Source organism: Streptomyces sp. NBC_01446, assembly GCF_026340095.1.
GTDB classification, from domain to species: domain Bacteria; phylum Actinomycetota; class Actinomycetes; order Streptomycetales; family Streptomycetaceae; genus Streptomyces; species Streptomyces aureus.
In genome coordinates, this window is the sequence record NZ_JAPEPO010000001.1 from 5,516,966 (window position 1) to 5,543,225 (window position 26,260).

20 protein-coding genes, 3 tRNA genes and 1 pseudogene are annotated in these 26,260 nt (G+C 69.5%); 16 read left to right on the forward strand and 8 right to left on the reverse strand.

Translation table 11 applies throughout. The annotated features are described in order from the left end of the window. Positions 1-126 precede the first annotated feature (126 nt). On the reverse strand, positions 127-741 hold the full coding sequence (locus OG456_RS24660; RefSeq protein WP_266569413.1) for a vancomycin high temperature exclusion protein: 615 nt from the start codon (positions 739-741) through the stop codon (positions 127-129). A gap of 240 nt (positions 742-981) precedes the next feature. Between OG456_RS24660 and OG456_RS24665 the strand changes: the two genes are divergently transcribed. From OG456_RS24665 to OG456_RS24685, 5 genes are all read left to right on the forward strand, one after another. Further along, the gene (locus OG456_RS24665; RefSeq protein ID WP_266564487.1) at positions 982-1,893 is read left to right on the forward strand and encodes a sirohydrochlorin chelatase; all 912 of its coding nucleotides are present in this window, start codon (positions 982-984) and stop codon (positions 1,891-1,893) included. Between the two features lie 33 nt (positions 1,894-1,926). Next, positions 1,927-3,315, forward strand: coding sequence for a deoxyguanosinetriphosphate triphosphohydrolase (locus tag OG456_RS24670; protein ID WP_266564489.1), 1,389 nt, complete (start codon positions 1,927-1,929; stop codon positions 3,313-3,315). A gap of 211 nt (positions 3,316-3,526) precedes the next feature. Next, positions 3,527-4,801, forward strand: coding sequence for an NAD(P)/FAD-dependent oxidoreductase (locus tag OG456_RS24675; RefSeq protein ID WP_266564491.1), 1,275 nt, complete (start codon positions 3,527-3,529; stop codon positions 4,799-4,801). 34 nt (positions 4,802-4,835) lie between these two features. Continuing rightward, on the forward strand, positions 4,836-6,734 hold the full coding sequence (gene dnaG, locus OG456_RS24680; RefSeq protein WP_266564493.1) for a DNA primase: 1,899 nt from the start codon (positions 4,836-4,838) through the stop codon (positions 6,732-6,734). Between the two features lie 164 nt (positions 6,735-6,898). Beyond that, positions 6,899-8,302 (forward strand): RNA polymerase sigma factor, encoded by a 1,404-nt coding sequence (locus OG456_RS24685; protein ID WP_266564495.1) that lies wholly within the window; start codon positions 6,899-6,901, stop codon positions 8,300-8,302. Positions 8,303-8,447: 145 nt separating this feature from the next. Here OG456_RS24685 and OG456_RS24690 read toward each other — a convergent pair whose 3' ends face one another. The 4 genes from OG456_RS24690 to OG456_RS24705 all read right to left on the reverse strand — a co-directional run bounded on the left by OG456_RS24690 (position 8,448) and on the right by OG456_RS24705 (position 14,078). Continuing rightward, positions 8,448-10,376 (reverse strand): ABC transporter ATP-binding protein, encoded by a 1,929-nt coding sequence (locus OG456_RS24690; protein WP_266564497.1) that lies wholly within the window; start codon positions 10,374-10,376, stop codon positions 8,448-8,450. Beyond that, complete coding sequence (locus OG456_RS24695) at positions 10,376-12,109, reverse strand: ABC transporter ATP-binding protein (protein WP_266564499.1); 1,734 nt, start codon at positions 12,107-12,109, stop codon at positions 10,376-10,378. Before OG456_RS24695 ends, OG456_RS24690 begins: the two co-directional genes overlap by 1 nt. Before the next feature lie 135 nt (positions 12,110-12,244). Further along, on the reverse strand, positions 12,245-13,684 hold the full coding sequence (locus OG456_RS24700) for an FGGY family carbohydrate kinase (RefSeq protein ID WP_266564500.1): 1,440 nt from the start codon (positions 13,682-13,684) through the stop codon (positions 12,245-12,247). An 85-nt stretch (positions 13,685-13,769) separates the two neighbouring features. After that, entirely contained in the window at positions 13,770-14,078 is a 309-nt protein-coding gene (locus tag OG456_RS24705) for a YtxH domain-containing protein (protein ID WP_266564502.1), read from the reverse strand. Between the two features lie 136 nt (positions 14,079-14,214). Here OG456_RS24705 and OG456_RS24710 point away from each other — a divergent pair. The 5 genes from OG456_RS24710 (at position 14,215) to OG456_RS24730 (ending at position 15,679) form a co-directional block, all read left to right on the forward strand. Beyond that, positions 14,215-14,287: transfer RNA gene (locus tag OG456_RS24710), tRNA-Asn, on the forward strand. Between the two features lie 5 nt (positions 14,288-14,292). Continuing rightward, a tRNA-Asn gene (locus tag OG456_RS24715) sits at positions 14,293-14,365 on the forward strand. A 185-nt stretch (positions 14,366-14,550) separates the two neighbouring features. Next, positions 14,551-14,624: transfer RNA gene (locus OG456_RS24720), tRNA-Ile, on the forward strand. Between the two features lie 277 nt (positions 14,625-14,901). Further along, positions 14,902-15,303, forward strand: a complete 402-nt coding sequence (locus tag OG456_RS24725; protein ID WP_266564504.1) for a hypothetical protein — start codon at positions 14,902-14,904, stop codon at positions 15,301-15,303. Further along, a complete protein-coding gene (locus OG456_RS24730) occupies positions 15,254-15,679 on the forward strand; it encodes a tyrosine-type recombinase/integrase (protein WP_266564506.1) in 426 nt (141 codons plus the stop codon). Before OG456_RS24725 ends, OG456_RS24730 begins: the two co-directional genes overlap by 50 nt. Before the next feature lie 299 nt (positions 15,680-15,978). Here OG456_RS24730 and OG456_RS24735 read toward each other — a convergent pair whose 3' ends face one another. Next, a complete protein-coding gene (locus OG456_RS24735; protein WP_266564508.1) occupies positions 15,979-16,251 on the reverse strand; it encodes a chaplin in 273 nt (90 codons plus the stop codon). 133 nt (positions 16,252-16,384) lie between these two features. On the opposite strand from OG456_RS24735, the gene OG456_RS24740 reads away from it, so the two are divergent. Beyond that, positions 16,385-16,930 (forward strand): hypothetical protein, encoded by a 546-nt coding sequence (locus OG456_RS24740; RefSeq protein WP_266564510.1) that lies wholly within the window; start codon positions 16,385-16,387, stop codon positions 16,928-16,930. Positions 16,931-17,744: 814 nt separating this feature from the next. Here OG456_RS24740 and OG456_RS24745 read toward each other — a convergent pair. After that, positions 17,745-18,629: pseudogene (locus tag OG456_RS24745) on the reverse strand (IS5 family transposase). A 1,446-nt stretch (positions 18,630-20,075) separates the two neighbouring features. On the opposite strand from OG456_RS24745, the gene OG456_RS24750 reads away from it, so the two are divergent. From OG456_RS24750 to OG456_RS24765, 4 genes are all read left to right on the forward strand, one after another. Beyond that, the gene (locus tag OG456_RS24750) at positions 20,076-20,660 is read left to right on the forward strand and encodes a hypothetical protein (protein ID WP_266564512.1); all 585 of its coding nucleotides are present in this window, start codon (positions 20,076-20,078) and stop codon (positions 20,658-20,660) included. 618 nt (positions 20,661-21,278) lie between these two features. Continuing rightward, entirely contained in the window at positions 21,279-22,193 is a 915-nt protein-coding gene (locus OG456_RS24755; RefSeq protein WP_266564514.1) for a hypothetical protein, read from the forward strand. Between the two features lie 667 nt (positions 22,194-22,860). Beyond that, positions 22,861-23,073: a hypothetical protein gene (locus OG456_RS24760; RefSeq protein WP_266564516.1), complete on the forward strand. Its 213-nt coding sequence runs from the start codon at positions 22,861-22,863 to the stop codon at positions 23,071-23,073. Between the two features lie 82 nt (positions 23,074-23,155). Further along, positions 23,156-23,482 carry a SpoIIE family protein phosphatase gene (locus OG456_RS24765; RefSeq protein ID WP_266564518.1) on the forward strand — a complete coding sequence of 109 codons (327 nt, stop codon included), beginning with the start codon at positions 23,156-23,158 and terminating at the stop codon, positions 23,480-23,482. Here the strand turns inward: OG456_RS24765 and OG456_RS24770 are convergent. After that, entirely contained in the window at positions 23,463-24,500 is a 1,038-nt protein-coding gene (locus OG456_RS24770; RefSeq protein ID WP_266564520.1) for a rod shape-determining protein, read from the reverse strand. The two genes, OG456_RS24765 and OG456_RS24770, sit on opposite strands and share 20 nt — an antisense overlap. Before the next feature lie 206 nt (positions 24,501-24,706). Here OG456_RS24770 and OG456_RS24775 point away from each other — a divergent pair, with 206 nt between their 5' ends. Then, complete coding sequence (locus OG456_RS24775) at positions 24,707-25,984, forward strand: MFS transporter (protein ID WP_266569414.1); 1,278 nt, start codon at positions 24,707-24,709, stop codon at positions 25,982-25,984. Positions 25,985-26,260 lie beyond the last annotated feature (276 nt).

Below are 26,260 nucleotides of genomic sequence, written 5' to 3' on the forward strand. Positions count from 1 at the left end.
ACACACCCCCGTGGCCCCGCCCCACCACACACGAGGCGCTCAGCGACCCCGCACCCCCAGAGGGACGCTCAGCGACCCCGCACCCCCAGAGGGACGCTCAGCGACCCCGCACCCCCAGAGGGACGCTCAGCGACGCCGCACCTTCAGAGCCTCCCGAACCCCAGGCTCCCGGTGGCCCAGAAACCGGGGATCGGGCCGGAACACGGAATCGACCACGGCCTTACCGGCCGCGAACACCTCACGGGCCCCGCCGTAATACCAGGTCACGTCGTGCCGGTCGTCGACACCGACGCCGTACGACGAGACGCCCGCGGCCTCGCACAGGGCGACCGCGCGCCGGATATGGAAGCCCTGGCTGATCAGCACGGCCCGGTCGACCCCGAAGATCTTCTTGGCCCGCACGCACGAGTCCCAGGTGTCGAACCCGGCGTAGTCGCTGACGACAGCCTTGCCGGGCACCCCGTGCCGGGTCAGATAGGCGCGCATCGCGTCGGGCTCGTCGTAGTCCTCGCGGCTGTTGTCGCCGGTCACGAGAACCACCCGGATCCGCCCGTCGCGGTAGAGCCGGGCCGCCGCGTCGAGCCGGTGCGCGAGATAGGGCGACGGCTCGCCCTCCCACAGCCCGGCCCCGAACACCACGGCGACATCGGTGCGCGGCGCATCGCCGACCGTACGCAGCCGGTCCCCGGTCACGACGAACAGCCAGGTCGCCGGCAGCAGCGCCAGCACACACACGGCCATCGCGCCCTGTACGAACCGCCGCCACCCCCGCCGCGTACGCGGCAACCGGATCCGCACCACTGTCCACCCCTGCTCGAAAACGTCGTCGCACGACTGGACGCACGTTTCCGCCGGCCGGTTCACACGGCAATTGGGGACCCCGACCACCTCACATCCGCCCGAACACCCGGTGAGCCCCGGGGAAGCGACGCGTCACCGCCCCGCAATGACGCCGCAACCTCCCCCGGGCAGGATCAATTCATGACGGCGTCGAAACCTCAGCGCGACGAGCTCACCGGCACGGCCCACCTCGACAGTACGGCGCAACTCATGACCAGGATCACCAGCCAGCTCGGCACCCAGCTCAGCCACGTCCGGCGCGACGGCAGCCGCCGCACACCCCCGCAGGCATCGCCCACCCCGCCCGCCCCGCCCGCCCTGGTCGTCGTGGCGCACGGCAGCCGCGACCCGAGGGCGCTCGCCACGGTCCACGCCCTGCTCGACAAGGTGCGCGAGGAACGCCCGGGACTCCCCGTCCACCTCGGCCACATCGAGCTGAACGAACCGCTCCTGACCGACACCCTCGCGGGCCTCGCCCCCGGCCGGGCCGTCCTCGCCCCGCTGCTCCTGTCGCGCGGCTACCACGTCAAGCAGGACATCCCGGCAGCCCTGGCCACGGCCCCGCACCTGACGGCCCGCGTCGCCCCGCCGCTGGGCCCCCACCCGCTCCTGGTGGAGACGCTGTACGCCCGTCTGGTGGAGGCGGGCTGGGACCCGCGCCCCGACGCCCGCACGCGCAGGACCAGCGGTGTGGTCCTCGCGGCGGCGGGCTCCCGTGACCCCGACTCGGCCGTCGACACGGCCAGAACGGCCGCGCTCCTGGCCGAGCGGCTGGGCGTCCCGGTCGTGCCCGCCTACGCGAGTGCCGCCGCCCCCACCGTCCCGGCCGCGCTGCGCGCCCTCGCCGTCAGAGGAAGGCACCGCGCCGCCGTCGCCGCGTACTTCACGGCGCCGGGCCGCTTCGCCACCCAGTGCGCGCAGGCCGCCCCCTGGATAGCCGCCGCCCCGCTCGGCGCGCACACGGCGATGGCCCGCCTCCTCCTCCACCGCTACGACGGGACCGTCGCCTCCACGGCGGCCGCCCCGGCACAGCGGCAACTCACGTCGGCCTGACCGTTTGTCACCGCATGCCCTTACTGTCAGTCCATGGAAGGCACGCACGAGACACCCGCAGCGAAACGCGAAACACCCGCATCGAAGAACGCGACCGCCCCGACCGCCCCGACTGCGCCGACCGCCCCGACCCACGCCATCGACGCGTCAGGCTATGACGCCGCCTCGGTGGAGCGCTGGGCTCCCGAGCCCGACAAACGCCCCGGCCGTACCGCCTTCCAGCGCGACCGTGCCCGTGTCCTGCACTCCTCGGCACTGCGCCGCCTCGCGGGCAAGACCCAGGTCGTCACCCCGGGCACGATGAACCGAGCCTGGGACGCGAGCCCCCGCACCCGGCTGACGCACTCCCTGGAATGCGCGCAGGTGGGCCGGGAGCTCGGCGCGGCACTCGGCTGCGACCCGGACCTCGTCGAGACGGCCTGCCTCTCGCACGACATGGGCCACCCGCCCTTCGGGCACAACGGCGAACAGGCGCTGAACGAGGTGGCGCAGGACTGCGGCGGCTTCGAGGGGAACGCTCAGTCGCTGCGCCTGCTGACGCGTATCGAACCCAAGCGCTTCGTCCACAGCGCCGACATGGACGAGTTGGTCAGCGTGGGACTGAACCTCACGCGCGCCGCACTCGACGCCGCGACGAAGTACCCGTGGCCCCGCGGCGGCCACCCCACCGACGCGGCCTCGCCCAAGTTCGGTGTGTACGAGGACGACCGCCCGGTGTTCGACTGGATCCGCAAGGAGTCACCCGAGCGCAGGACCTGCTTCGAGGCACAGGTCATGGACTGGTCGGACGATGTCGCGTACTCGGTGCACGACCTGGAGGACGGGCTGCACGCCGGCCACCTCGACCCGAACATGCTGTACGCGGAGCCCGAGCGCCGTGACATCTACGCGGTCGCGATCGGCCGGTACGTACCGGCGGACACGGACTCCGAAGAGCTCGCGGCGGCGCTCGACCGGCTCCTCGACCAGGAGTGGTGGCCGCACGGGTACGACGGCACGGCCATCGCCCAGGCCCGCCTCAAGGACGCGACGAGCCAGCTCATCGGCCGCTTCTGCCTCGCCGCGGAGGGCGCCACCCGCGCCCGCCACGGCACGGGCCGCCTCACGCGCTACGAGGCCGAACTGGTGGTGCCGCGCGAGGCCCGGTACGAATGCGCGGTCCTCAAGGCGGTCGCCGACCGGTACGTGATGCAGCGCCCGCAGCAGGAGCGGCTCCGCGCCGACCAGCGCATCGTCGTGGCGGAGCTCGCCGAGGCGCTCACCCGCCGCGCGCCCGACGGTCTCGACCCGCAGTTCCGCGCCCTGTTCGACACGGCGCGCGACGACCGTGCCCGCAAGCGCGTGATCGTCGACCAGATCGCCTCCCTCACGGACGCCTCGGCCCGCGAACTGCACGCGCGCCTCACAGCGCCCCGTTCCTGAGGGAGTCGCCCCAGCGCGCGCACCGTGCCGCGCCGCGAAGCGGGGTTCGTGCGGGGCGCGCAACTGCGCACGGTCGTCGTCCTCGTCGCGGAACCGGCCATCGACCACTGGGCGTGACGAAAATATGCCCTGTTCGGGCCATGCCCCCTTCCCGCATCACGCTCCGTGCGGGACGCTCGCATATGGCGCCATGGCAAAGAGGAGGCATCACGTGGTCGACGCGGATCAGACGTTCGTCATTGTCGGAGGCGGGCTCGCCGGAGCGAAAGCGGCCGAGACGCTGCGCTCCGAGGGCTTCAACGGCAGAGTGATCCTCATCGGGGACGAGGGAGATCATCCGTACGAACGCCCACCCCTGTCCAAGGGCTATCTCCAGGGCAAGGAGGAACGGGACAGCGTCTTCGTCCACGAACCGGCCTGGTACGCACAGAACGACATCGAGCTGCACCTCGGCCAGACCGTCGTCGCGGTCGACCCGGCCGTGAAGAACGTCCGGCTGGGCGACGGCACGGTCGTCCACTACGACAAGCTGCTCCTGGTCACCGGCGCGGAGCCGCGCCGCATGGACATCCCGGGCACCGAGCTCGCCGGCGTGCACCACCTGCGCCGCCTCGCCCACGCGGAGCGCCTCAAGGGCGTCCTCGCCTCCCTCGGCCGGGACAACGGCCACATCGTGATCGCGGGCGCGGGCTGGATCGGCCTGGAAGTCGCCGCGGCGGCCCGCGAGTACGGCGCCGAGGTCACCGTCGTCGAGCCCGAGGCGACCCCGCTGCACGCGGTCCTCGGCCCGGAGATCGGCCAGATCTTCGCCGACCTGCACGCCGAGCACGGCGTCCGCTTCCACTTCGGGACCCGCCTCACCGCCATCACCGGCCAGGACGGCATGGTCCTCGCCGCCCTCACCGACGACGGCGACGAGCATCCGGCCCACGACGTGCTCGCCGCGATCGGCGCCGCCCCGCGCACCTCGCTCGCCGAGTCCGCCGGGATCGAACTCGCCGACCGGTCGCACGGCGGCGGCATCGCCGTGGACGCCTCGCTGCGCACCTCCGACCCGGACATCTACGCGGCCGGTGACGTGGCGGCCGTGCAGCACCCCCTCTTCGGGACCCGGCTGCGCGTCGAGCACTGGGCCAACGCGCTCAACGGCGGCCCGGCCGCCGCCCGCGCCATGCTGGGCCAGGAGGTGACGTACGACCGTGTGCCGTACTTTTTCTCCGACCAGTACGACGTCGGCCTCGAGTACTCGGGCTGGGCGCCCCCGGGCTCGTACGACCAGGTCGTCATCCGCGGGGACGCGGGCAAGCGCCAGTTCATCGCGTTCTGGCTCAAGGACGGGCGGGTGCTCGCCGGGATGAACGTGAACGTGTGGGACGTCACGGAAACCATCCAGGCCCTCATCCGCACGGGGGCCAAGCCCGGGGCGGAGCGCCTGTCGGATCCGTCCGTCGCGCTCACGGCGCTCCTCGAGGGGGAGGACGGGTGACGTGAGTGTCGGCGGGTCGCCGTAGAATCCTTGCGTGGCAGGCAGGATCAATGACGAGGACGTGAAGGCGGTCCGGGACGCGGTCCCGATCGACGCCGTGGTGTCCGAGTACCTGCAACTGCGCAACGCGGGCGGCGGCAACCTGAAGGGCCTGTGCCCCTTCCACGACGAGAAGTCGCCGTCCTTCCAGGTCAGCCCCAGCAAGGGCCTCTTCCATTGCTTCGGCTGCCAGGAGGGCGGCGACACCATCACGTTCGTGATGAAGGTCGACCATCTCTCCTTCTCCGAGGTCGTCGAGCGCCTCGCCGGCCAGGCGGGCATCACCCTGCGGTACGAGGAGGGCGGCTACAACCCCTCGCACCAGCGCGGTGAGCGCATCCGCCTGGTCGAGGCGCACAAGGTGGCCGCCCAGTTCTACATGGACCAGCTGGAGAGCGCCGAGGCGGAGATCGGCCGCAAGTTCCTCGCCGAGCGCGGCTTCGACCAGGCCGCCGCCGCGCACTTCGGCGTCGGCTACAGCCCGGCCGGCTGGGACCACCTCACGCGCTTCCTGCGCGGCAAGGGCTTCACCGACAAGGAGCTCATCACCTCCGGGATCTCCCAGGAGGGCCGCCGCGGGCCCATCGACCGCTTCCGCGGCCGCCTCATGTGGCCGATCCGCGACATCGGCGGCGAGGTCGTCGGCTTCGGCGCCCGCCGCCTGCGCGAGGACGACAACGGTCCGAAGTACCTGAACACGCCCGAGACGCCGATCTACCGGAAGTCCCAGGTCCTCTACGGCATCGACCTCGCCAAGAAGGAGATCGCGAAGTCGAGCCGCGCGGTCGTCGTCGAGGGCTACACGGACGTCATGGCCTGCCACCTGGCCGGCATCACGACCGCCATCGCGACCTGCGGCACCGCCTTCGGCGGCGATCACATCAAGATCCTTCGCCGCCTCCTCATGGACAACGGCAGCGCCCGCGTGATCTTCACCTTCGACGGCGACTCGGCGGGCCAGAAGGCCGCCCTGCGCGCCTTCGAGGACGACCAGAAGTTCGCCGCCGAGACGTACATCGCCGTCGCCCCCGACGGCATGGACCCCTGCGACCTGCGCCTGGCCAAGGGCGACGAGGCGGTCGCCGACCTGGTCGAACCCCGCACCCCCCTCTTCGAGTTCGCCCTGCGCCACATCGTCTCCCGCTACGACCTGGAGACCCCCGCAGGCCGCGCCGCCGCGCTCGACGAGGCAGCCCCCGTCGTCGCCCGGATCAAGAACAGCGGCGCGCAGCACGAGGTCGCCGTCCAGCTCGCCGGCATGCTCGGCATCCTCGACACCCAGTTCGTCGTCAAGCGCGTCTCGCAGCTCGCCCGCTGGGCCCGTGACCGAGGCGGCCGCGGCCCCGCCCCGGCCCGCACGCAGCAGCCCTACGAGGCCGCGGCGACCCGCGCGTCCGCCGCGGGCCCGGCCCTCACCCTGCGCAACCCCGTGTACGCCACCGAGCGCGAGCTGCTCAAACTCGCCCTGCAGCGGCCCGAGTTGGTCTCCCCGGCCTTCGACGCGTACGGAGTGGACGAGTTCACCGCCGCCCCGTACGCCGCGGTGCGCGAGGCGATCATCGAGGCGGGCGGCGCCGACCTCGGTACCCAGGACCCGCAGGCCTATCTCGTACGGGTACGGGAGGCGGCCCCCGACGACGCGGTGCGCGCCATGGTCACCGAGCTCGCCGTCGAGGCCATCCTGCGCAGATCCGTCGACGAGGTCTACGCGGGCCAGCAGCTCGTCGCCGTGCGTCGCCGCGCCGTCGACCGGCGCATCCGGGACGTACAGGGTTCCCTGACCCGTCTGGGCACGCACAGCGACCCGGCGCGCCTGTCCGCCGTCCAGGAGGAGCTGATGGTCCTCCAGCGCTACGACAGGGCACTGCAGGACCTCGGCGCGCAGGCGCTCTGACCGCTGCGCTCCCGACGGCCCGGGAAGAGGTCCGCCCGGCCGGTTTTGTCGCGCCCCGCAGGGGCAGGCGTCGTGCACGGTAACCGAGCGGTCACGCACCGGACTCAAAAAGTCACCGCACGCCCCTCGTGGCGGCGTTGTGTCGTACAGCACACTGGGTCCCGGTGCCTGAGTCCTCGGAGCGCGGCCGGAACCCCGACAACGGGTCCGACACCCCCGCGGTTCCGCCTAACGCGTACGGGACGGACAGCGGTGTGGCCGCCGTCGCCGATCCCGGTGTACCCCTGCCGCACGCCTCAGCAGCGATCACCTTGGAGGTCGCCCCCGTGCAGACCCAGACCCTCAGCCAGACCGGTGCCGCGCGTCAGAGCGCCCAGGGCACCCCCGCGCCGGACACGGACGCGGAGGCACTCCCGGCCGTCCCCCAGCAGCGGGGACCGGAGAACCATCCGGACTCCGACCCGCCCGGCGATCCCGCCGACACCCCGCAACCGGCCGATACGGCCGAACTGCCCGAGCCGGAGGCGGAGGCGGAGTCGGAGCCGGAACCGGATCCGCGGGAAGCCGGCCCCCGCCCGCCCGTCGCCCTCCTCCTCGACACCGTGGACGCCGAGACTCCCGAGCCCCCGCCCTCACGCGGCCGCACCGACACCGGCGGCCCTTCCTCGGACCTGTTCCGCCAGTACCTGCGCGAGATCGGACGGATCCCGCTGCTCACGGCCGCGGAGGAGGTCGACCTGGCCCGCAGGGTCGAGGCCGGTCTCTTCGCCGAGGAGAAGCTGACGGGCACCCCGGACCCGGACTCCCAGCTCGCCATCGACCTCGACAAACTCGTCGTGATGGGCCGGATGGCCAAGCGCCGCCTCATCGAGGCCAACCTGCGCCTCGTCGTCTCGGTCGCCAAGCGCTACGTGGGCCGCGGCCTGACCATGCTGGACCTGGTCCAGGAGGGAAACCTCGGCCTGATCAGGGCGGTCGAGAAGTTCGACTACGCCCGCGGCTACAAGTTCTCGACGTACGCGACCTGGTGGATCCGGCAGGCCATGTCACGCGCCCTCGCCGACCAGGCCCGCACGATCCGCGTCCCGGTGCACGTGGTCGAGCTGATCAACCGGGTCGTGCGCGTCCAGCGCCGCATGCTCCAGGAACGCGGCTACGAACCCACGCCCGAAGAGGTCGCCGCCCACCTCGAGCTGCCGCCCGAGCGGGTCAGCGAAGTCCTGCGCCTGGCCCAGGAACCGGTGTCGCTGCACGCGCCCGTGGGCGAGGAGGACGACGTCGCGCTGGGCGACCTGATCGAGGACGGCGACGCGGCGTCCCCCGTCGAGTCGGCCGCGTTCCTCCTCCTGCGCGAACACCTGGAGGCGGTCCTCTCCACCCTCGGCGAACGCGAACGCAAGGTGGTCCAGCTCCGCTACGGCCTGGCGGACGGCCGCCCCCGCACACTGGAGGAGATCGGCCGCATATTCGGGGTGACCCGAGAACGCATCCGCCAGATCGAGTCCAAGACCCTGAACAAACTCAGGGACCACGCGTTCGCGGACCAGTTGAGGGGCTACTTGGACTGACGCGGGGGCAGCGCCCCGTAAGGGGCGCGGGGAACGGCGCGCTCAACCCCCACGACCCGCAGAGAGAACGGTCAGGGGCGCGGGGAACTGCGCACTCAGCCACGAACGACCCGCACGCACAGCTCCCCGCGAACCCTCGTGGCGCCTACTCCACCTCCACCACGGCCTGCGCGAACTGAGCCTCGTACAGCCGCTCGTACGCCCCACCCGCGGCGCGCAGCGCATCGTGGGTGCCCTGCTCCACGATGTCCCCGTTCTCCATCACCAGGATGGTGTCGGCGTCGCGGATCGTGGACAGCCGGTGAGCGATGACGAAGCTGGTCCGCCCGTGGGCGAGCCGCGCCATCGCCTTCTGGATGAGCACCTCGGTACGGGTGTCGACGGAGCTCGTCGCCTCGTCGAGGACGAGTATCACCGGGTCCGAAAGGAACGCGCGTGCGATGGTGATGAGCTGCTTCTCACCGGCGCTGACCCCCGAACCCTCGTCGTCGATCACGGTGTCGTAGCCCTCGGGCAGCGTTCGGACGAACCGGTCCGCGTGGGCGGCCCGCGCCGCCTCCTCGATCTGCTCCCGGGTGACGTCCTTGGCCGCGCCGTACGCGATGTTGTCCGCGATCGTGCCGCCGAACAGCCACGTGTCCTGGAGCACCATGCCGATCCCGGAACGGAGTTCGTCGCGCGACATCTTCGCCACGTCGACCCCGTCGAGGGTGATGCGCCCGCCGGTGACCTCGTAGAAGCGGAGCAGCAGGTTGACCAGCGTCGTCTTGCCGGCGCCCGTCGGGCCGACGATGGCGACGGTGTGCCCCGGCTCCACGGCGAGGGACAGGTCCTCGATGAGCGGCTTGTCCTGCTCGTAGCGGAAGGACACGTTCTCGAACTCGACGAGCCCGCGCAGCAGATCGGGCTTCTCGCCCGGCACCGGGTCGGCCTCCTGCTCGTCCGCGTCGAGCAGTTCGAAGATCCGCTCGGCCGAGGCGACGCCCGACTGCACCAGGTTCGCCATCGAGGCGACCTGCGTCAGCGGCATGGAGAACTGCCGCGAGTACTGGATGAACGCCTGGACGTCACCGATCGACAGTGAACCCGAGGCGACCCGCAGGCCACCCACCACGGCGACCAGCACATAGTTCAGGTTCGACACGAAGAACATCAGCGGCTGCATCATCCCGCTGTTGAACTGCGCCTTGAACCCGGCCTCGTAGAGCGCGTCGTTCTGCTCGGCGAACGCCTTCGCCGACTCCTCCTGACGCCCGAAGACCTTCACCAGGTTGTGGCCGGTGTACATCTCCTCGATGTGCGCGTTCAGCTTGCCGGTGGTCTTCCACTGCTGCACGAACTGCGGCTGCGACCGCTTGCCGACCCGCGTCGCGATCAGGAACGACAGCGGCACCGTCACCAGTGCCACCAGCGCGAGCAGCGGCGAGATCCAGAACATCATCACCAGCACGCCGATGATGGTGAGCAGCGAGTTGATGAGCTGGCCCATCGTCTGCTGGAGCGTCTGCCCGATGTTGTCGATGTCGTTCGTGGCGCGGCTGAGGACCTCACCGCGCTGCCGCTTGTCGAAGTACGACAGCGGAAGCCGCGACATCTTCGCCTGGATGTCCTCGCGCATCCGGAAGACGGTCCTGTTGAGCGCCCGGTTGGACAGCCGCGTCGCCACGGCCATCAGCAGACCGGCCCCCAGGAACGTACACAGGGCGATCCCGAGCACGGAGCCCACGGTCCCGAAGTCGATGCCCTGGCCGGGCGTGAAGTCGATCCCCGAGAGCATGTCGGCGACCCCGGAGTCACCCTTGGCCCGCATCCCCTCGATGACCTGCGCCTTGCTGCTCCCGGCGGGCATCTGACGCCCGATGATGCCCGCGAAGACCAGGTCGGTCGCCCGGCCCAGGATCTTCGGGCCCAGCACCGACAGGCCCACACTCAGGACGACACACGCGACCATCGCGTACATCGTCGTCTTCTCGGGCTTGAACTGCCTGATGAGCCGCTTGCCCGAGCCCTTGAAGTCCATCGAACGCTGGTCGGGGCTGCCCCCGGCCATCATCCGCCCGCCTGGCCCCGCCATCAGGCCGCCTCCGCTTCCGTCAGCTGGGAGAGAACGATCTCCCGGTACGTCTCATTGCCGTCCATCAGCTCGTGATGGGTGCCCGTGCCCACGACATGGCCCTCGTCGAGGACCACGATGCGGTCCGCGTCGCGGATGGTGGAGACCCGCTGGGCCACGATCACCACGGTCGCCTCGGAGGTCTCGTGACCCAGCGCGGCCCGCAGTGCGGCGTCCGTCGCGTAGTCGAGCGCGGAGAACGAGTCGTCGAAGAGATAGATCTCGGGCCGCTGCACCAGCGTCCGCGCGATCGCGAGCCGCTGGCGCTGACCGCCGGACACATTGGTGCCGCCCTGCGAGATCGGGGAGTCGAGCCCGTTCTCCAGCTTCTTCACGAAGTCCTTGGCCTGCGCCACCTCCAGGGCGTTCCACAGCTCTTCGTCGGTCGCGTCCGGATTGCCGTACCGCAGATTCGTCGCGACCGTCCCCGCGAAGAGGTACGGCTTCTGCGGCACGAGCCCGACGGTCCTGGCGAGCAGCGCAGGGTCGATGGTGCGCACGTCGACGCCGTTCACCAGGACCTCGCCGTCGGTCACGTCGAACAGGCGCGGCACCAGGCCGAGAAGGGTGGACTTGCCGCTGCCGGTCGAGCCGATGACGGCGGTCGTCTCGCCGGGGCGCGCGGTGACCTGGATGGCCTTGAGCACGGGCTCCTCGGCGCCCGGGTAGCGGAAGCCCGCGTCCCGGATCTCCAGGTGGCCGTGGCTGCGCAGCTCCCGCACCGGCGAGGACGGCGGCACGACGCTGGACTCGGTGGAAAGGACCTCCTGGATGCGCTCGGCGCAGACCTCGGCGCGCGGCACCATCATGAACATGAAGGTGGCCATCATGACGCTCATCACGATCTGCATCAGATAGGCGAGGAACGCGGTGAGCGCGCCGATCTGCATGCCGCCGCTGTCGATGCGGTGCGCGCCGAACCAGACGACGGCGATCGATGAGATGTTCACCACGGTCATGACGATCGGGAACATCAGCGCGAGGAGCTTGCCGGTGCCGAGGGAGACCTCGGTCAGATCGGCGTTGGCCTCGCGGAAGCGCTCCTTCTCGTAGCCGTCGCGCACGAAGGCGCGGATGACGCGGTTACCGGTGATCTGCTCGCGCAGCACCCGGTTCACCGTGTCGAGCCGCACCTGCATGGTGCGGAACAGCGGCCGCAGGCGGCGCACGATCAGGCTGACGCTGATCCCGAGGACCGGGACCACGGCGAGCAGCACGCCCGACAGGGGCACGTCCTGGCCCAGCGCCATGACGATGCCGCCGACGCACATGATCGGCGCCGACACCATCAGCGTGAACGTCATGAGCGTGAGCATCTGGACCTGCTGCACGTCGTTCGTCGTGCGGGTGATCAGGGACGGCGCCCCGAACTGGCCCATCTCGCGCGCCGAGAAGGACTGCACGCGGTCGAACACAGAGGCCCGGACGTCCCGTCCGAGCGCGGACGCGGTGCGGGCGCCGTAGAACACGGCGCCGATGTTGCAGACCATCTGGACCACGGTGATCGCGATCATGATGGCGCCGAACGTCAGGATGTAGCCCGTGTCCCCCTTCACGACACCGTTGTCAATGATGTCCGCGTTGAGGGTGGGCAGATAGAGCGAGGCGCAGGTCTGCAGGAACTGCAGCAGCACCAGCACGCCGATGGGTTTCTTGTACGGAGCGAGGTAGGTCCGCAGGAGTCGTATGAGCACGCTCGGTCTCTCGAAGTCGGCCGTCATGAGGGGTCAGTGATGCACGACCCTCATCGTCCGACACTCCACCCGCGTTACCTCAACCGATTTAGCCAAGAGCCCGCCAAGAAACCCACCTGGAGCGGGACGAAACGGTCACGCCACCACGGAATCGAAGGCTCCGGGGTGCGTCTGCTCCCGTACGGCGGTGAACTGCTGACGCACCGCCTGCCCGACGGGCAGCTCCTCGCCCGGCTCCAGAACCTGTGCCGCCGCGCCCTGCCACTGCGGCAGCTGCCCGTTCAGCGCCCACGCGGCCTGCCGCGCCGCACCGAGCGCCGCGTAGTCCGCGGGCTGCGGCACCACGACCTGCGTCCCGAACAGCATCGGCGCCGCGGCCTGCACCGCCGGCAGCTCGGCCGCCGCCCCGAGCAGGAAGATCCGCCGCACCTCGACCCCCCGCGCGCGCAGTACGTCCATGGCGTCCCCGAGCCCGCACAGCATGCCCTCGAACGCGGCCCGCGCGAGATGCTCCGGCTTCATCGACTCCCGCCGCAGCCCGCTCAGGGTGCCCGCGGTGTGCGGCAGATTCGGCGTCTTCTCGCCCTCCAGATACGGCAGCATGACCAGGCCGTGCGACCCGGGAGTCGACTTCATCGCCAGGTCGGACAGCTCCTCGATCCCGGAGAGCCCGAGCATGTCGGCTGTACCGCGAAGGGCCCGCACCGCATTGAGCGTATGGACGACGGGCAGATGCATGCCGGTCGCGTCGGCGAGCGAGGTGATCATCCCGGACGGATCGACCAGCGCCTCGTGGTGCACCGCCATGACCGAACCCGAGGCGCCGAGCGACACCACGGCGTCGCCCTGGCGCACCCCGAGCCCGAACGCCGCGGCCATCGTCTCGCCCGTACCGGCCGAGATGATCAGCCCCTCCGGAGTGGTGCCCGCCGCGTCCCCCGGTCCGAGCACCTCCGGCAGCATCGCCTGGTGCCCGAGCGCCAGCTCGACCAGGTCGGGACGGTACGAGCCGCTCGCCGCCGACCAGTACCCGGTGCCCGAGGCCCCGCCCCGGTCGGTGGTCCGCCGCGAGGGCCGGCCGAGGAGCTGCCACACCAGCCAGTCGTGGGCCTGGAGCGCGAGCGCGACCCGCTGTGCGGCCTCCGGCTCGTTCCTCGCCAGCCACCGCAGCTTCGTCACCGGATGCGCGGCCTGCGGCACACACCCGACGGCCTGCGCCCACTCCTCACGCCCGCCGAGCCGGTCGATGAGATCCGCGGCCGCGGCCTGCGTCCGCTTGTCGCCCCCGGGCATCGCGGGCCGCACGGTGTTGCCCTGCGAGTCGAGCGGCACCAGCGCGTTCTGCTGCGCGGAGACCCCGATGGCCTGCACGCCTTCGAGCAGCCCGCCGCCCGCGGCCTCGCCGAGCGAGAGGAGCCACGCCTGTGGATCGACATCGGAGGGACGGCCACCGCCCTCGCCGGATTCGAGCGGGTGCGGGGCATAGCCCTGCTTGAGCACGGCACCGGAGTCCGCGTCACAGACTACGATCCGAGTGAAATCGGGCGAACTGTCCAGCCCGGCGACTATCCCCATGACTGAATTCTGCCGCACTCCGCGGCGGCCCCGCCCCGCGGGCCGGGGCCGGGCCAAAGACCCGCATTAGCCAGGGCCGTGGGGCTCAGGTGTTGCTGGTGCCCCAGTCGTCCTCGAAGCCGTCGCCGCCCTGGCCGCGCTCCCGCAGCGAGCGCACCCGCCCGGCCACCGAATCGGGGACCCGGCTCTCGACCTTCTCGCTCACCGAGTGCAGCGCCTTGCCCGCGATCTGACGCGTCTGCTGGGCCGCCGACTCCGCCGTGTTCCGGACGGCGGGGTTCTGCGCGAACTCGCGCGCGGACTTCTTCAGCTTCTCGTACCGCTCGCGTCCGGCCCGGGTCCCGAGCACGTACCCCAGGGCCAGACCGGCGATGAATGTGAGCCGGTAGCGCATGGCTGCCACCCTTCCCTTGTGATCAGCGGGGGAACCGATTGGCGGAGCACCCCCCTGCTTGCGCTAATGTATGTGTCGCAGCGAGCGCACGCCCCCTGGCGAGTGCCAAGGTAGGTGCGTTCGGTGCACGAGACATTCCCCTGTAGCTCAATTGGCAGAGCAGCCGACTGTTAATCGGCAGGTTACTGGTTCGAGTCCAGTCGGGGGAGCTCGATCTCCTGTAGCTCAATTGGCAGAGCAGCCGGCTGTTAACCGGCAGGTTACTGGTTCGAGTCCAGTCGGGAGAGCTGACGAACAAGACCCCCGGGAAGCCCCGGGGGTCTTTTCGTGTCGTCTTCTTCGCCAGGTGGAACCGTAGGAGGGCATGGGGAGTCCTCTACCCCGAGCAAGGCCGACCATCCGGAGCAGGAGATCGTATGAGCGGCTATGCTGCGGCAGACGGCGCGCACACATGTACGCGCCACGCCGAAACGGGGCGGTAGCTCAGCCGGTTAGAGCAGCGGACTCATAATCCGTCGGCCGTGGGTTCGAGTCCCACCCGCCCCACCTCAGCAAAAACGATGTGGCCAGAGGAAACGCCACATCTCACGCTAGCGTGATGGGGTGTTCGCCACGCGAACGCCACACCGTGGAGCCGTGCGCTCTCCTCCATGGCTTCGATCAAGACGAACCCCAGGAAGACCGGAGACCCCTCGTACACAGTCGTTCGGCGTAGTGGCGGCTCCCGGACGGGCGACTGGTGCCGCGAGACGTTCGACGATGAGACGCAGGCGGAGCGCTTTCGCCGCCTCGTCAATGGTCGCGGACGGCCGTGGTCCCCGGGGTGGGGCAAGGGACGATCGCCAACCTGCATGGCCTGCTCCACAGCATCGTGCAGTCGGCTGCTGATGCTGTTCCGGCCCTGAGTGACTCCAATCCGTGCGCGCACACCCGACTGCCCAAAGCCAGCGACACCGAGGACGACGAGGGCTTCCTGGAGCCCGAGGAGTACGCGCTGCTGAAAGCGCGGGTGCGCGTCGACGCGGTCGACATCATCGTTGCCCTTGTGAGCACTGGCCTGAGGTGGGGTGAAGTGACCGCGCTGCAACCGCGGGACTTCACCTTCGTCTCGAAGCGGCCCGCTCCCCGTGTGCAGCGCGCTTGGAAACGACGTGGCGAGGGCGGGACCTTCCTCGGTGTGCCCCAAGACCAAGAAGTCCCGCTGGACTCTGGTCCTCACACCTGAGCAGGTCGAGCTCTTCCAGCGCCTGTGCAAGGGCAAGCAGCCCACGGACCTGGTCCTCACTGCACCGGAGGGCGGGGCGTGGCACTCAGGCGTCGTCCACGCCCACCGGTGGAAGCCTGCCTTGGGCGCTGCCGACGCCGCCGGTCTGACGAAGCGTCCAAGAACTCACGAACTCCGCCATGCTCACGCGTCCTGGCTGATCGCCGGCAGGGTTCCGCTGCCCGTCATTCGGACGCGTCTCGGGCGCGAGTCGATTGCCACGACCGTCGACCGGTACGGACACCTGCTGGAAGCCTCGGATGACGAGGTGGTCGCAGCTGTCCAGTGGGCGATTGGTGCTGCTGTCGTACCGCGTGAACTCTCCGAGGCAGCCTGACGGATGTGCTTCAGAACGGGACTGACCACAAGGGGTAGTTGCATTTCACGACGAACCCTCGCCTATGACAGGGACGTGGGCATGCCTCCATGGCCTCAAAAGGGTCTGACTGTTCGAGGCCATGGAGGGCTTGAGTGAGGACAACACGGATGACGTCTCTGCCCGTGACGAGCTCGTGGATCTCGTGGGGGAGCAGAGGGCTACCTTCACATGCCCATGTCGTCGCTGTAGCCCCTGTCGCCACCGTGGTTCATGGAGCCGTGCTGGCCCATGAGGCCCCTGTTCGAGGGGCGGTCGCCTCAGTTGCCCGATCCGTTGGAGCAGCTGTTGCCGAAGGCCGGGTCGAGCAGGCCGATGACGTTGACGGTATTGCCGCAGTCGACATGACGTCGGCGAGCCTCGCCCCGACCGGTCAGGGCCGTGGGCAACGGCGCGCCACGCGGAACCTGCGACACGGCATCGGAAATTTTGAGCAGCTGACGGCGAATCGCCGGGCAGGGCTCACGAGGCGTCAACTGCTCTGTAAATGACGGCAATTGAGAGTCAAAGAGCACGTCGTAGTCGACGGGCATCTCTGCCGGATACGGCTACACGGCTTAATTTTCGGATTTTCAGCACGTCCGATAAGTGACGAATGGTGTGATTTCTGTATCTTCTTTCACAGAGCGGCTGTCCGGCCGATCTCTCCGGAAGGAAGAAACTGACATGAGCAAGCGTTCCATTGCTGTCACCGCCGCCATCGCGGGCGCTGCAGCTCTTGCCGCCACCGGCATCAACTACGCCGCTGCTGCCGGCACGGAGGCGGCTCCGGCTGCTCCGGCTGTTCGTCAGGCGGCTGCTCCCGCGGCGGCGCCCCTCGGTGGCGACTCCGGCCAGGGCAAGGAGAAGGGCAACAACAACCACCACTACTACAAGGGTCGGATCCAGTTCAACGAGCGGTCCTACTCGGCCGAGACGGATGGCTGCATCACCGTGGTGAGCGGTCTGGGCTCGCGCAGCTTCAACGTCCGCAACGACAGCTGGAAGACGGTTGAGGTCTTCCGCGGTGCGACCTGCGACAACGGGGCTCCCGTGGCCACGGTCGGACCGTGGAGCAGCAGCACCAGCGTCCAGACCCACCGGGTCCGTGGTGGCGTGTTCGTCAAGAACGGTGTTGTGGGCAGCTTCCGTGTAGTCCACGAGTTCCGCGGCGGCCATGGCGGCGGCTACGGCGGCGGCTACGGTGGCGGCGACGACGGCGGCAAGTGGTAGTACCTGCCGCCGGAATAGTTGAAGCCCCGGCCCGTCGGAATCGGGCCGGGGCAGTCAACTAGCTTAACCCAGCCGGGCACGCCGCGCCCGAAATGGCTTAATGCTTGCACGGTTCGCCTCGCGCCCCGTGCCCGCATGAAGGTCATTTCGGGCGCTCCCCGGGCCGCGCCGCGCTTCATCGAAGACGCGTCGAGGCAGTGCCGGTTCGCGGCACTGACTCGAGATGGGCTCGTGGGCGGTCCCGGAACTCTGCCTGCCCGGAGTCGGATCTCCCCTCGCAGACCCGACTGGGCAGTTTCGTCTGGATCACCTCTTCGGTGACATGCTCGTTGGAGAGTGCGCTCTGAGGCTGAGCCGATGCTGTCGCCGCTGAGTCGGAAGTTTCGTAGGTTCACTCGGCGCCCTACGACATCACGTTCGTGCGAGTCCAGCCGGGACTGACGCTTCAGCAGACGCTTGACCACCTCAACGCCGGCTTCGATCCCGATGCGGACCTTCCCCAGCTCCGACTTACCGACGAGCAGTGCTGACCGGGATGGCATCCTGGACCGAGTCTCGCGGGAGATCGGATCTGTCGAGTCCGAGCAGTACCTGTACAGCCCGATCCTTGAGACGGTGGGGCCGCCGGGGCGCGTGCAGCTCGACTGATGCGGGGACACGGCCAACTTCGAGGTGACGTACCACCACTCGGGGTCAGCAGCGTTGGCCCGTAATGGACTTGGCCTGTCTCATCGCTCGCATCGTTGAGGAAGAGAGAGTGGCCTGACCGGCCATGACTTTGAAGTGGACCAGCCCATCCGGACCGGTGACTCAGTCAAAGCTGCCGCCAGGATGAGCGGCATCTCCGGTTGAGCGCAGCACCACCGCACCTCGCGGACCAGAGGAGGACGCCTGCAATGTGGAGCCCGGCCGGGTAGATCGTGGCTGTTCTCATGGCGGGTGGCGATGCCGCGTCATTGCCCGAGCCGGTTGATACACCGTTCGACGGTGTTGCGCTGCTTGTACGCCTCGCGGTCGAAGGCAGGTGGCCTGCGCCATGGCTGCCGCGACGCAGTCTGTGGCCACGCTGATCCGCCGGTACCGGGATCACCGTCTGGATGCCGCGTTTGCGCAGGTGATCGCGGATCGCGCGGGAAAGTATGCCTTGTTGGCCAAGATGATGTCCGGTCTTGTGCGGGGCCGCCCCTGCTGCCGGGGCACGCGTAGGCGGCGAATGACGTCGGTAGGGACGGGTGCATCGCCAGCCTGTCCGGCGGTGAGAACGAATGCCAGTGGTCGCAGCGGCCGCCGGCGGCGAGGTGGATCTTCGTGGTCGGTCCGGCGCGGGATCGGCCGATGGCGTGGGCGTCGGGTTCGTCGACCGGGGCCCTTTTTTTGTGGGCCCCGGCCGAATACTGGTGAGCGCGCACGATCGTCGGGTCCACCGAGACGGCCCAGTCGAGGTCCCCGTCGACGTCGGCCTGAGCCATCGGCGCAGTGAAGACCCGCTCCCAGGTGTCCACGGCACACATTCGCAACCGGTTGCAGCCCCTTGACAGTTGCCGCACCTCTCCGGCAGGTGAACCCACTGAACCCCGGTCCGGAACTTGAAGGCGATCGCGTCGATTGCCTCCCGGTGGTCACGCCACCGGCCACCACGCTTCGGTGTCCGGTACGGGAGCAACAGCTCGATCCGTGCCCACTGGGCATCAGTCAACACACCGGACCAACGATCAGATGATCTGAACGAAAACCGCCTAGGCCGGGTCGGTGGCGGTCATGCCGTGGGTCCAGGCCGGACGCCCTTCGTGGGGGCGGGCTGCGACTTGGTTCGGCCGCAACGGGTGTCAGATGGGGTGCTCGTGACCGCATCGCCGAGCCGCCGCTCTCCGTCGTCACGCAGCGTAGCCGGATTCGGCGGGTTGTTCTGGAGCGCCAGGAGGACGGTCCCGTCACGATCCCTCTCGTGGGTGCCGATGTGGGGTGCTGAGGTGCATCACTGATGTGGGTTCGAGTTCCACCCGCCCCACCCAGGGTTTCCGATGCAGGAACGTTTTGACCTGCGACACAACGGAGCGTCCGTCGTTCGGCGGACATGATGACCCGTCAGGTGGGCCGTCAGTCACCCGCTGCCGGCCCGAGCGGCCGGCGATCAAGCCGTTGGGTGCAACCTCCGTCACCCGGCTCGGGGGAGGCCTCCGAGCCGGTCGAGCGGGTCATCAATGACGATGGCCTCCGGCGCCTCAGGGGGAGAGGGCTAGGGCTTGAGGCCTTGGGCGGGCCGCCGCCCCGTCACTGTTGGGGAGGGTGTGTTCAAGGGTGTGTTCAAGGGCGCGCCGGGCTGGTGTGCACTCGGTGATCTGACCGATCCGCCCCTTCCTCCCCCCTTCTCGCTCCTTCAGTTCGTTCAGTTCCTTCCGCGCTGTCGGTCCCGTCGGCCCACGCGTCGGCTGCCCTGCTTCGCCGCGGCTTCCCGGCGGTCGCCCCGCAGCGGGTTCGCCGTCGAGTGCTGCGCCTGCCCGGACGGGGCTTCGCGCGCCACAGCGGGTGTCCGAAGAGCGGCGGATCGGGTGAGGCGGCGTTCTCCCTCACCTGGGGAGAAGGGCACCGTCAACGTCGGCATCGGGGACGGCGTGTCGCGAACAGGGTCGGTCTACGTGGTGATGGCCCTGGCCGTCGAAGGCGCCCGGCATGTCCGGGACGCTCCGGACGTCCTGAGGATCTCGGGCGGCGACGGTGGCAACGCCGGTGACCACGGCGACGGTGCGGGGGCCAGGTGCCGGCTTCGCGTGTCGTCGAACTGAAGGTCTGGGACGAGGCTGCCGCCCTCAAGCGCGGTCTCTGTGGCGTCGGCGAGCCTCGCCCCGACCGGCAGGAGCCGCGAGCGACGGCGCGCCACGCGGAGACTGCGACACGGCATCAGAAATTTTGAGCAGCTGTCAGCGGGTCGCCGGGTGGGGCTTACGAGGCGTCAACTGCCCTACAAATGTTGGCAATTGGGAGCCAATGCGGATGCCGCTGCCGACTGGCGTCTTTGCGGCCATACGGCCACACGGCTTATTTCTCGCATTTTCAGCCCGTCTGATAAGTGACGAATGGTGTGATTTCTGTATCTTCTTCATAGAGCGGCTGTCCGGCCGATCTCTCCGAGAAGGAAGAAACTGACATGAGCAAGCGTTCCATTGCTGTCACCGCCGCCATCGCGGGTGCTGCAGCCCTTGCTGCCACCGGCATCAACTACGCCGCTGCTGCCGGCACGGAGGCGGCCCCGGCTGCTGCTCCGGCCGTTCGTCAGGCGGCTGCTCCCGCGGCGGCGCCCCTCGGTGGCGACTCCGGCCAGGGCAAGGAGAAGGACAACGACTACAACAAGGGCAACGACCACTACAGGTACGAGGGTCGGATCCAGATCAACGAGCGGTCCTACTCGGCCGGCTCGGACGGCTGCATCACCGTGGTCAGCGGCCTGGGTGCGAACAGCTTCAACGTCCGCAACGACAGCTGGAAGACGGTTGAGGTCTTCCGCGGTGCGACCTGCGACAACGGGGCTCCCGTGGCCACGGTCGGACCGTGGAGCACCAGCAACAGCGTCTCTCCCCACCGGGTCCGTGGTGGCGTCTTCGTCAAGCACGGCGTCGTAGGCAGCTTCCGTGTAGTCCACGAGTTCCGCGGCGGCCACGGCGGCGGCGGCTACGGCGGCGGCGGCTACGGCGGCGGCGGCTACGGCGGCGGCGACGACGGCGGCAAGTGGTAGTACCTGCCGCCGGAATAGTTGAGGCCCCGGCCCGTCGGAATCGGGCCGGGGCGGTCAACGAAAGTTTAACCCAGCCGGGCACGCCGCGCCCGAGATGGCTTAATGCTTGCACGGATGGCCTTACGTCCGTGCCCGCATGAAGGTGATTTCGGGCGCTCCCATGGGCATGTCGCGCTTCGTCGAAGGCGCGCCGAGGTATGTCCAGTTCTTCCGGCTCGATCGAGGCCTGACAAAGGGCCTCGATCGAGCCTTCCGAATCGGGATGCCTCACAGGGGTCCGGCCCCCTGAAGGGCTTCGCACCTTTCCATGCCGACTCGTTCGCCGGAAACGTGCAGAGTCTTCAGGAAGTCGTAAGCGCGGGTGAGCTGTACGCCCACACTTACGTTCGGATCTTCGGAAAGTTAACTGTCAAAGTCACGTCGGCTGCCGTCGGTCATGGTGCACATTCCGTATACGGACGGGGGTATACGAAAAGGCGCCATGGCCGACCAGCCGAACACCGCAGTGGGTGGGACTGCAGCCGTGCACGGGCTGAGCGTTCACCAGGCCACGGACCGCCTTGCTCCGTCGATCCGTGACGCCGAATCCGCCGCTTTGGACTCGAGGGATGCCTGAAAATGCCGCACAGCTCGCTCAGGAAATCGAAGACTCCGGCCGCCGCAGCACTCTCGCAAAGACTTGAAGAGACCATCGAAAGCACCGAGTACTGGGCAAGAAGGATGCCGCGCGAAGCCGTCCGCCTGGTGCGTAAGGAGCGCCTCTACGGCGTCGCCGCAGGAGGCGTCAGTCTCCTCACCGGCCTTCTGGCCTGGCCTCTGGTCGCCGAGTCCTCGATGCTCACGGCGCAGGTCCTCATCTCCGGGCTGTCGGGCCTGGCGGCGCTGGCCATTGCCGCCCCCTACGTGAGCGGCCTGAGTGATCGCGGCGAGGACTCCATCAAGCTGGGCAGTGCGTACGGGGAAATGCATCGCGAACTCCTGCGCGGCAGAGAGCAGATCGCCGAGAGATTCGAGAAGAACGCGTCTCAACTGCCTGGATTCTGCCAACAGTTCGACTACATCGAAGAACGCAGGGACTCTCTCGGAATTCGCCCCATTCCCTCAAGGGTGAGGGCATCCGGTGTTCCCCTGGCCGGCGAGGTCGGGCGGAAAGAGCAGGCCGTTCCGATCGCGCCGGGAAAGCATTCAAGGAGTTCGGCACCCGCGGCGCCGGTGGGCTGTGGTCGTACAGTGGTCGTGGATCAGGACGCCGTCGCCACGCTCATCTACCTCGTGGCGAATCAGTTGGCATCGCAGGATCAGGCTTCGACGGGGGAGTTCGCTCGTCGCCCGTCTGCGTTTCAGCCCGGGATCTGCGAGCAGGGTTCGACAGGGCGCCTGGAACAGCATTGGCAGCCCGCCCTGCCGTTCGACACCTCGCGAAGTTCGGACTTGGGAAGGCGTGACGAAAACCGCCTCACGGAAACGTCTCAGGCGCTTCTCTCGAAACTGTCCGGCCCTGCGGGGCCACTGCGACGATTCAGCCGTTCATAACGGTGTGTGTCCGGCCCCGCACCACCAATCGTGCGGGGCCGGACGGATGGCTGCCCTCTCCTAAGCTTGATCTTCAACGTCCGCCGTCGAACGGCAGGTCGGACTTGATCACTCGGTTCGGTAACCGGCCGGCGTACATGGAGGCGGCCTTCGGCTGAACATGTGCTCCGACCGAGGAACACATACAAATTCGCGTCCTGCCGGCTACCGAGGGCCATCGTCGGATCAGGCCCCGGAGGCCGAGCGGATCACCTCACCCGCCCCTGGCTGCCTCGCCGCTGAACCGGCAGCACCCGCGCATCGAGGTGACGCGGTCAGCCGATCGGCTGAGCGGAAGTGCCCGGCGAGCCCTTGCATCCGTCACACACAGGGGCTCGGCCCGGCTGAACCGAGCGGTGGAAGCGGCCTGGCGAGCCGCCAGGTGATGAGGCGGTCCCGGGAGCTGTATCCGTAGGCGAACCCGCTTGGTGGGCAAGGCGCATGGGGGTGTGCGACCGGGACGGCCGGACACCGCCGCAGTCAGCCATGCCCCGGACAGTCCGTTCCCCGGCACCGGTCGCGGCGCGGCCTCGCGTGACTGTTGATGTGTCCAGTCACGCGAACGGCGCAACGTTCCCACCGGAGCCCACGCGCGCGGGATCGGCCGGTCCGTAGCACCGTTCGCCGTATGGACTCCACTCCGATCGTCGTGCACCCGCCCACCCCCACCGGGGGCCGGCGGGTAGCCATCCAGGGGCACGTCGCCGGGATCGCCCGGAGTGATGCCGACCTCGTCGCATTCCTCTGCCAGGCCGGCGTGACGGTTCACAGCGCTCTCCTCGATGACGAGGCATGGGTGAAGTGGCGGGGAGGGCGAGCCCACCACTACGCGGCACTATGAACATCGTGGACTCGCCAAGGGCAGGCGAGTCTCCCGGTCTCCTCCGTCATGACTCTCCGCGAGTGCGGTGCCGGTCCTGTGCGTGGGGCTCGGACTCTTTGGTGATCTATGCCCGGCACGACCCGCGGAACGGTCGGTGGTCCTCCTCGACTGTGGCCACGGGCCGGCCCCGATATTCGTGCGTCGCGGCGCATCCGTGGACTGCCCGAGCTCGCCCGCCCGCGCACCGGCCCTGGGGCTCGGTGCGCACGGCGGTGAACCGGCTCGCCCGCGTCGGGTCGACTTCGCGCCGGGGGATCAACTCCTGCTGTGCACGGACGGCGTGACCGAGGCCCGCGACACGCAACATCAAAGACGTCCCCGCGCCGCGTCGAACCCGGTCGCCGGAATCAGCCGGCCACCGGGGTGAGGGTGAGGGGCTGGACCTTGCCCTCCAGCATCGCGCCGAGGCCGAGGACCGCGCAGATGTCCGGGCGTTCGGCGATATGGATCGGCACTCCCGTGGCGTCGCGCAGCATCTGGTCGAAACCGGGCAGCAGCGCGCTGCCGCCGACCATCATGATGCCGCGGTCCGCGACGTCGGCCACCAGGTCGGGCGGGCAGTCCCGCAGGACCTTGCCGATGCCGTCGAGGACGGCGGTCAGCGGGGTGTGGATGGCGTGGCGCACGGCCGCCGTGTCGACGTGCACCGAGCGGGGCAGGCCCGTCGCCACGTCCCGGCCGTGGATCTCCGTCGACTCCGGGCCGTGCGGGGTGAGGCCGTTGCCGCTGAGGGCGAGCTGCAAGGGACGTACGGACTGGGACGGGAGCATCAGTTCGTGGTGCTGGCGCAGGTGCTGGACCACCGCGTGGTCGATGGCGTCGCCGCCGACCGGGAGGCGCTCGGCGGTCACGATCGAGCCCAGGGAGAGGACGGCGATCTGCGTCGTGGCCGCCCCGCACACGATGATCATCGTGGCTTCGGGGCGCTCGACGGGCAGGCCGCAGCCGACGGCGGCGGCGATGAGGGTGTCGACGAGTTCGACGCGGCGCGCGCCGAGTCCGACCAGGGTCTCGACGGCGGCGCGCTGCGCGAGCGGGTCGGCGTCGTGCGGGGTGCAGGCGGCGGCGCGCAGCCGCGGCTTGCGGCGCAGCGTGCGGCGCAGCTTCTCGCCGATGAGGTGGCGCAGCATGCGCTGGGCCATGTCGATGTCGACGACGGTGCCGCCGGAGACGGGGCGCATGACACGGATGTAGTCGGGGGTGCGGCCGGTCATCCTCTCGGCGAGCTCACCGACCGCGATCAGGGCGCCGGTGCGGGTGTTGACGGCGGCGGCGCTCGGCTCGTCGACGACGAGGCCCGCGCCCTTCACGAACACCCGGGTCCGCGCGGCCCCCAGGTCGACGGCGAGATGGCAGCGGCGCAACTGCTCCAGACTGACGGTCATGGCAGATCCTCCCGAGAGCGCAGACCGTGACGGGTCGTCAAATAACGTCCCTTCTGGAATCCTGCGGCGGGGCGGCTCCGGGCGCGCGCTGGAATGAGCCGGGCGGGGTTCCGCCGGACGGGTGATCTTGCCGGGCGTTGTTAGCATCCCGTGTGACCTGCACCCCCTCCTCGCCGGACCAGGCAGACGCTTCCGAGACCCCCGCGATACCCGCCCCCGCACCGGTGAAGGCGCCCGCGCCGGGTGGTCGCCGCCGGATTCTCGCCGATCTCACCCCGCTGCGTATCTCCGTCGACTACCGGCGCCTGTGGGTCGGCAACACGGTGTCCTGGACGGGCCAGGCGATGACCGCGCTCGCGGTGTCCCTCCAGGTGTACGACATCACGCGCTCCAGCTTCTCCGTAGGCCTCGTCGGTCTGTTCTCGCTGGTCCCGCTGGTCGTCTTCGGCCTCTACGGGGGTGCCATCGCGGACACGATGGACCGGCGCAAGCTCGGCCTGTACAGCGCGTCCGGCTCGTGCGCGCTGTCCGTGGCACTGGCCGTCGCGGCGCTCGCCGGCTATCACCGGGTGTGGCTGCTCTACGCGGTCGTGTCCCTCCAGGCGGTGTGCGGGGCGCTCAACTCCCCGGCGCGCACGTCGATGATCCCGCGCCTGCTGCCGCCGGAACACCTGCCGGCGGCGAACGCGCTCGGCTCCATGACGACCACGGCCGGCACCCTCATCGGCCCCATGCTGGGCGGAGTCGTGGTCGGCCTGTGGGGCTACCAGACGGCGTACCTGATCGACGCGGTCGCCTTCTCGGCGGCTCTGTACGCGATGTGGCGGCTGCCGGCGATGCTGCCGGACGGGCCGGAGGGAGAGCGGCGCAAGCGGGCCTCCGTGGTGGACGGCCTGCGGTTCCTGGCCGGGCGGCCCAACCTCCGGATGACCTTTTTCTCGGACATGTGCGCGATGGTCCTCGCGTATCCGCGGGCGCTGTACCCGGCCGTCGCGCTGCTCTGGTACGGCGGTGACGCCCGGACCACCGGCCTGCTGGTCGCCGCTCCCGCGGTGGGCGCGCTGCTGGGCGGGGTGTTCTCCGGCTGGCTCGGCCGCGTGCACCGGCACGGCCTGGCGATCGTGATCGCCGTGTGCGGGTGGGGCCTCGCCATTGCCGTCTTCGGCCTCACCAGAAACCTCTGGCTCGGCCTCTTCTTCCTCGCGCTCGCCGGCTGCGCGGACACGGTCTCGATGGTCTTCCGCGGTACGATGCTCCAGGTCGCGGCCCCCGACGAGATGCGCGGCCGCCTCCAGGGCGTCTTCATCGTGGTCGTGGCGGGCGGCCCCCGCCTCGGCGACTTCGTCGCAGGCTCGACGGCCGACCTCGCGTCCCCCACGGTGGCGATCACGGGCGGCGGTACGGCCTGCGTGGTGGCGGTCCTGCTCCTCGCCCTGAAATGGCGCAAGTTCCTGAACTACGACGCCAGGAAGCCGACGGCGTGAGGACGCTCGGGGCGTCCCCGGTTCCCGGCGCGCGAGCAGCAGCGGGACCGTACGAGTGACATGACGGAAAGGGCCGCCAAGCGTGCGTGACATCTAGGGCTTCCCGGGGCCCGCGGGCGTTCCCGGCGACGGCGCGGCGGCCCAGCGGCGTCGGCGGCGGATCGTCGTTGGGGTGGCGGGTCTCGTGCTGGTCGTCCGCGGGGCTTTGGGGGTGGGGTCTCCTACCTGCTCGGGCCCGGGGCCGACAAGATGCCGGCCGGGAGTGAGAGTGAGAAG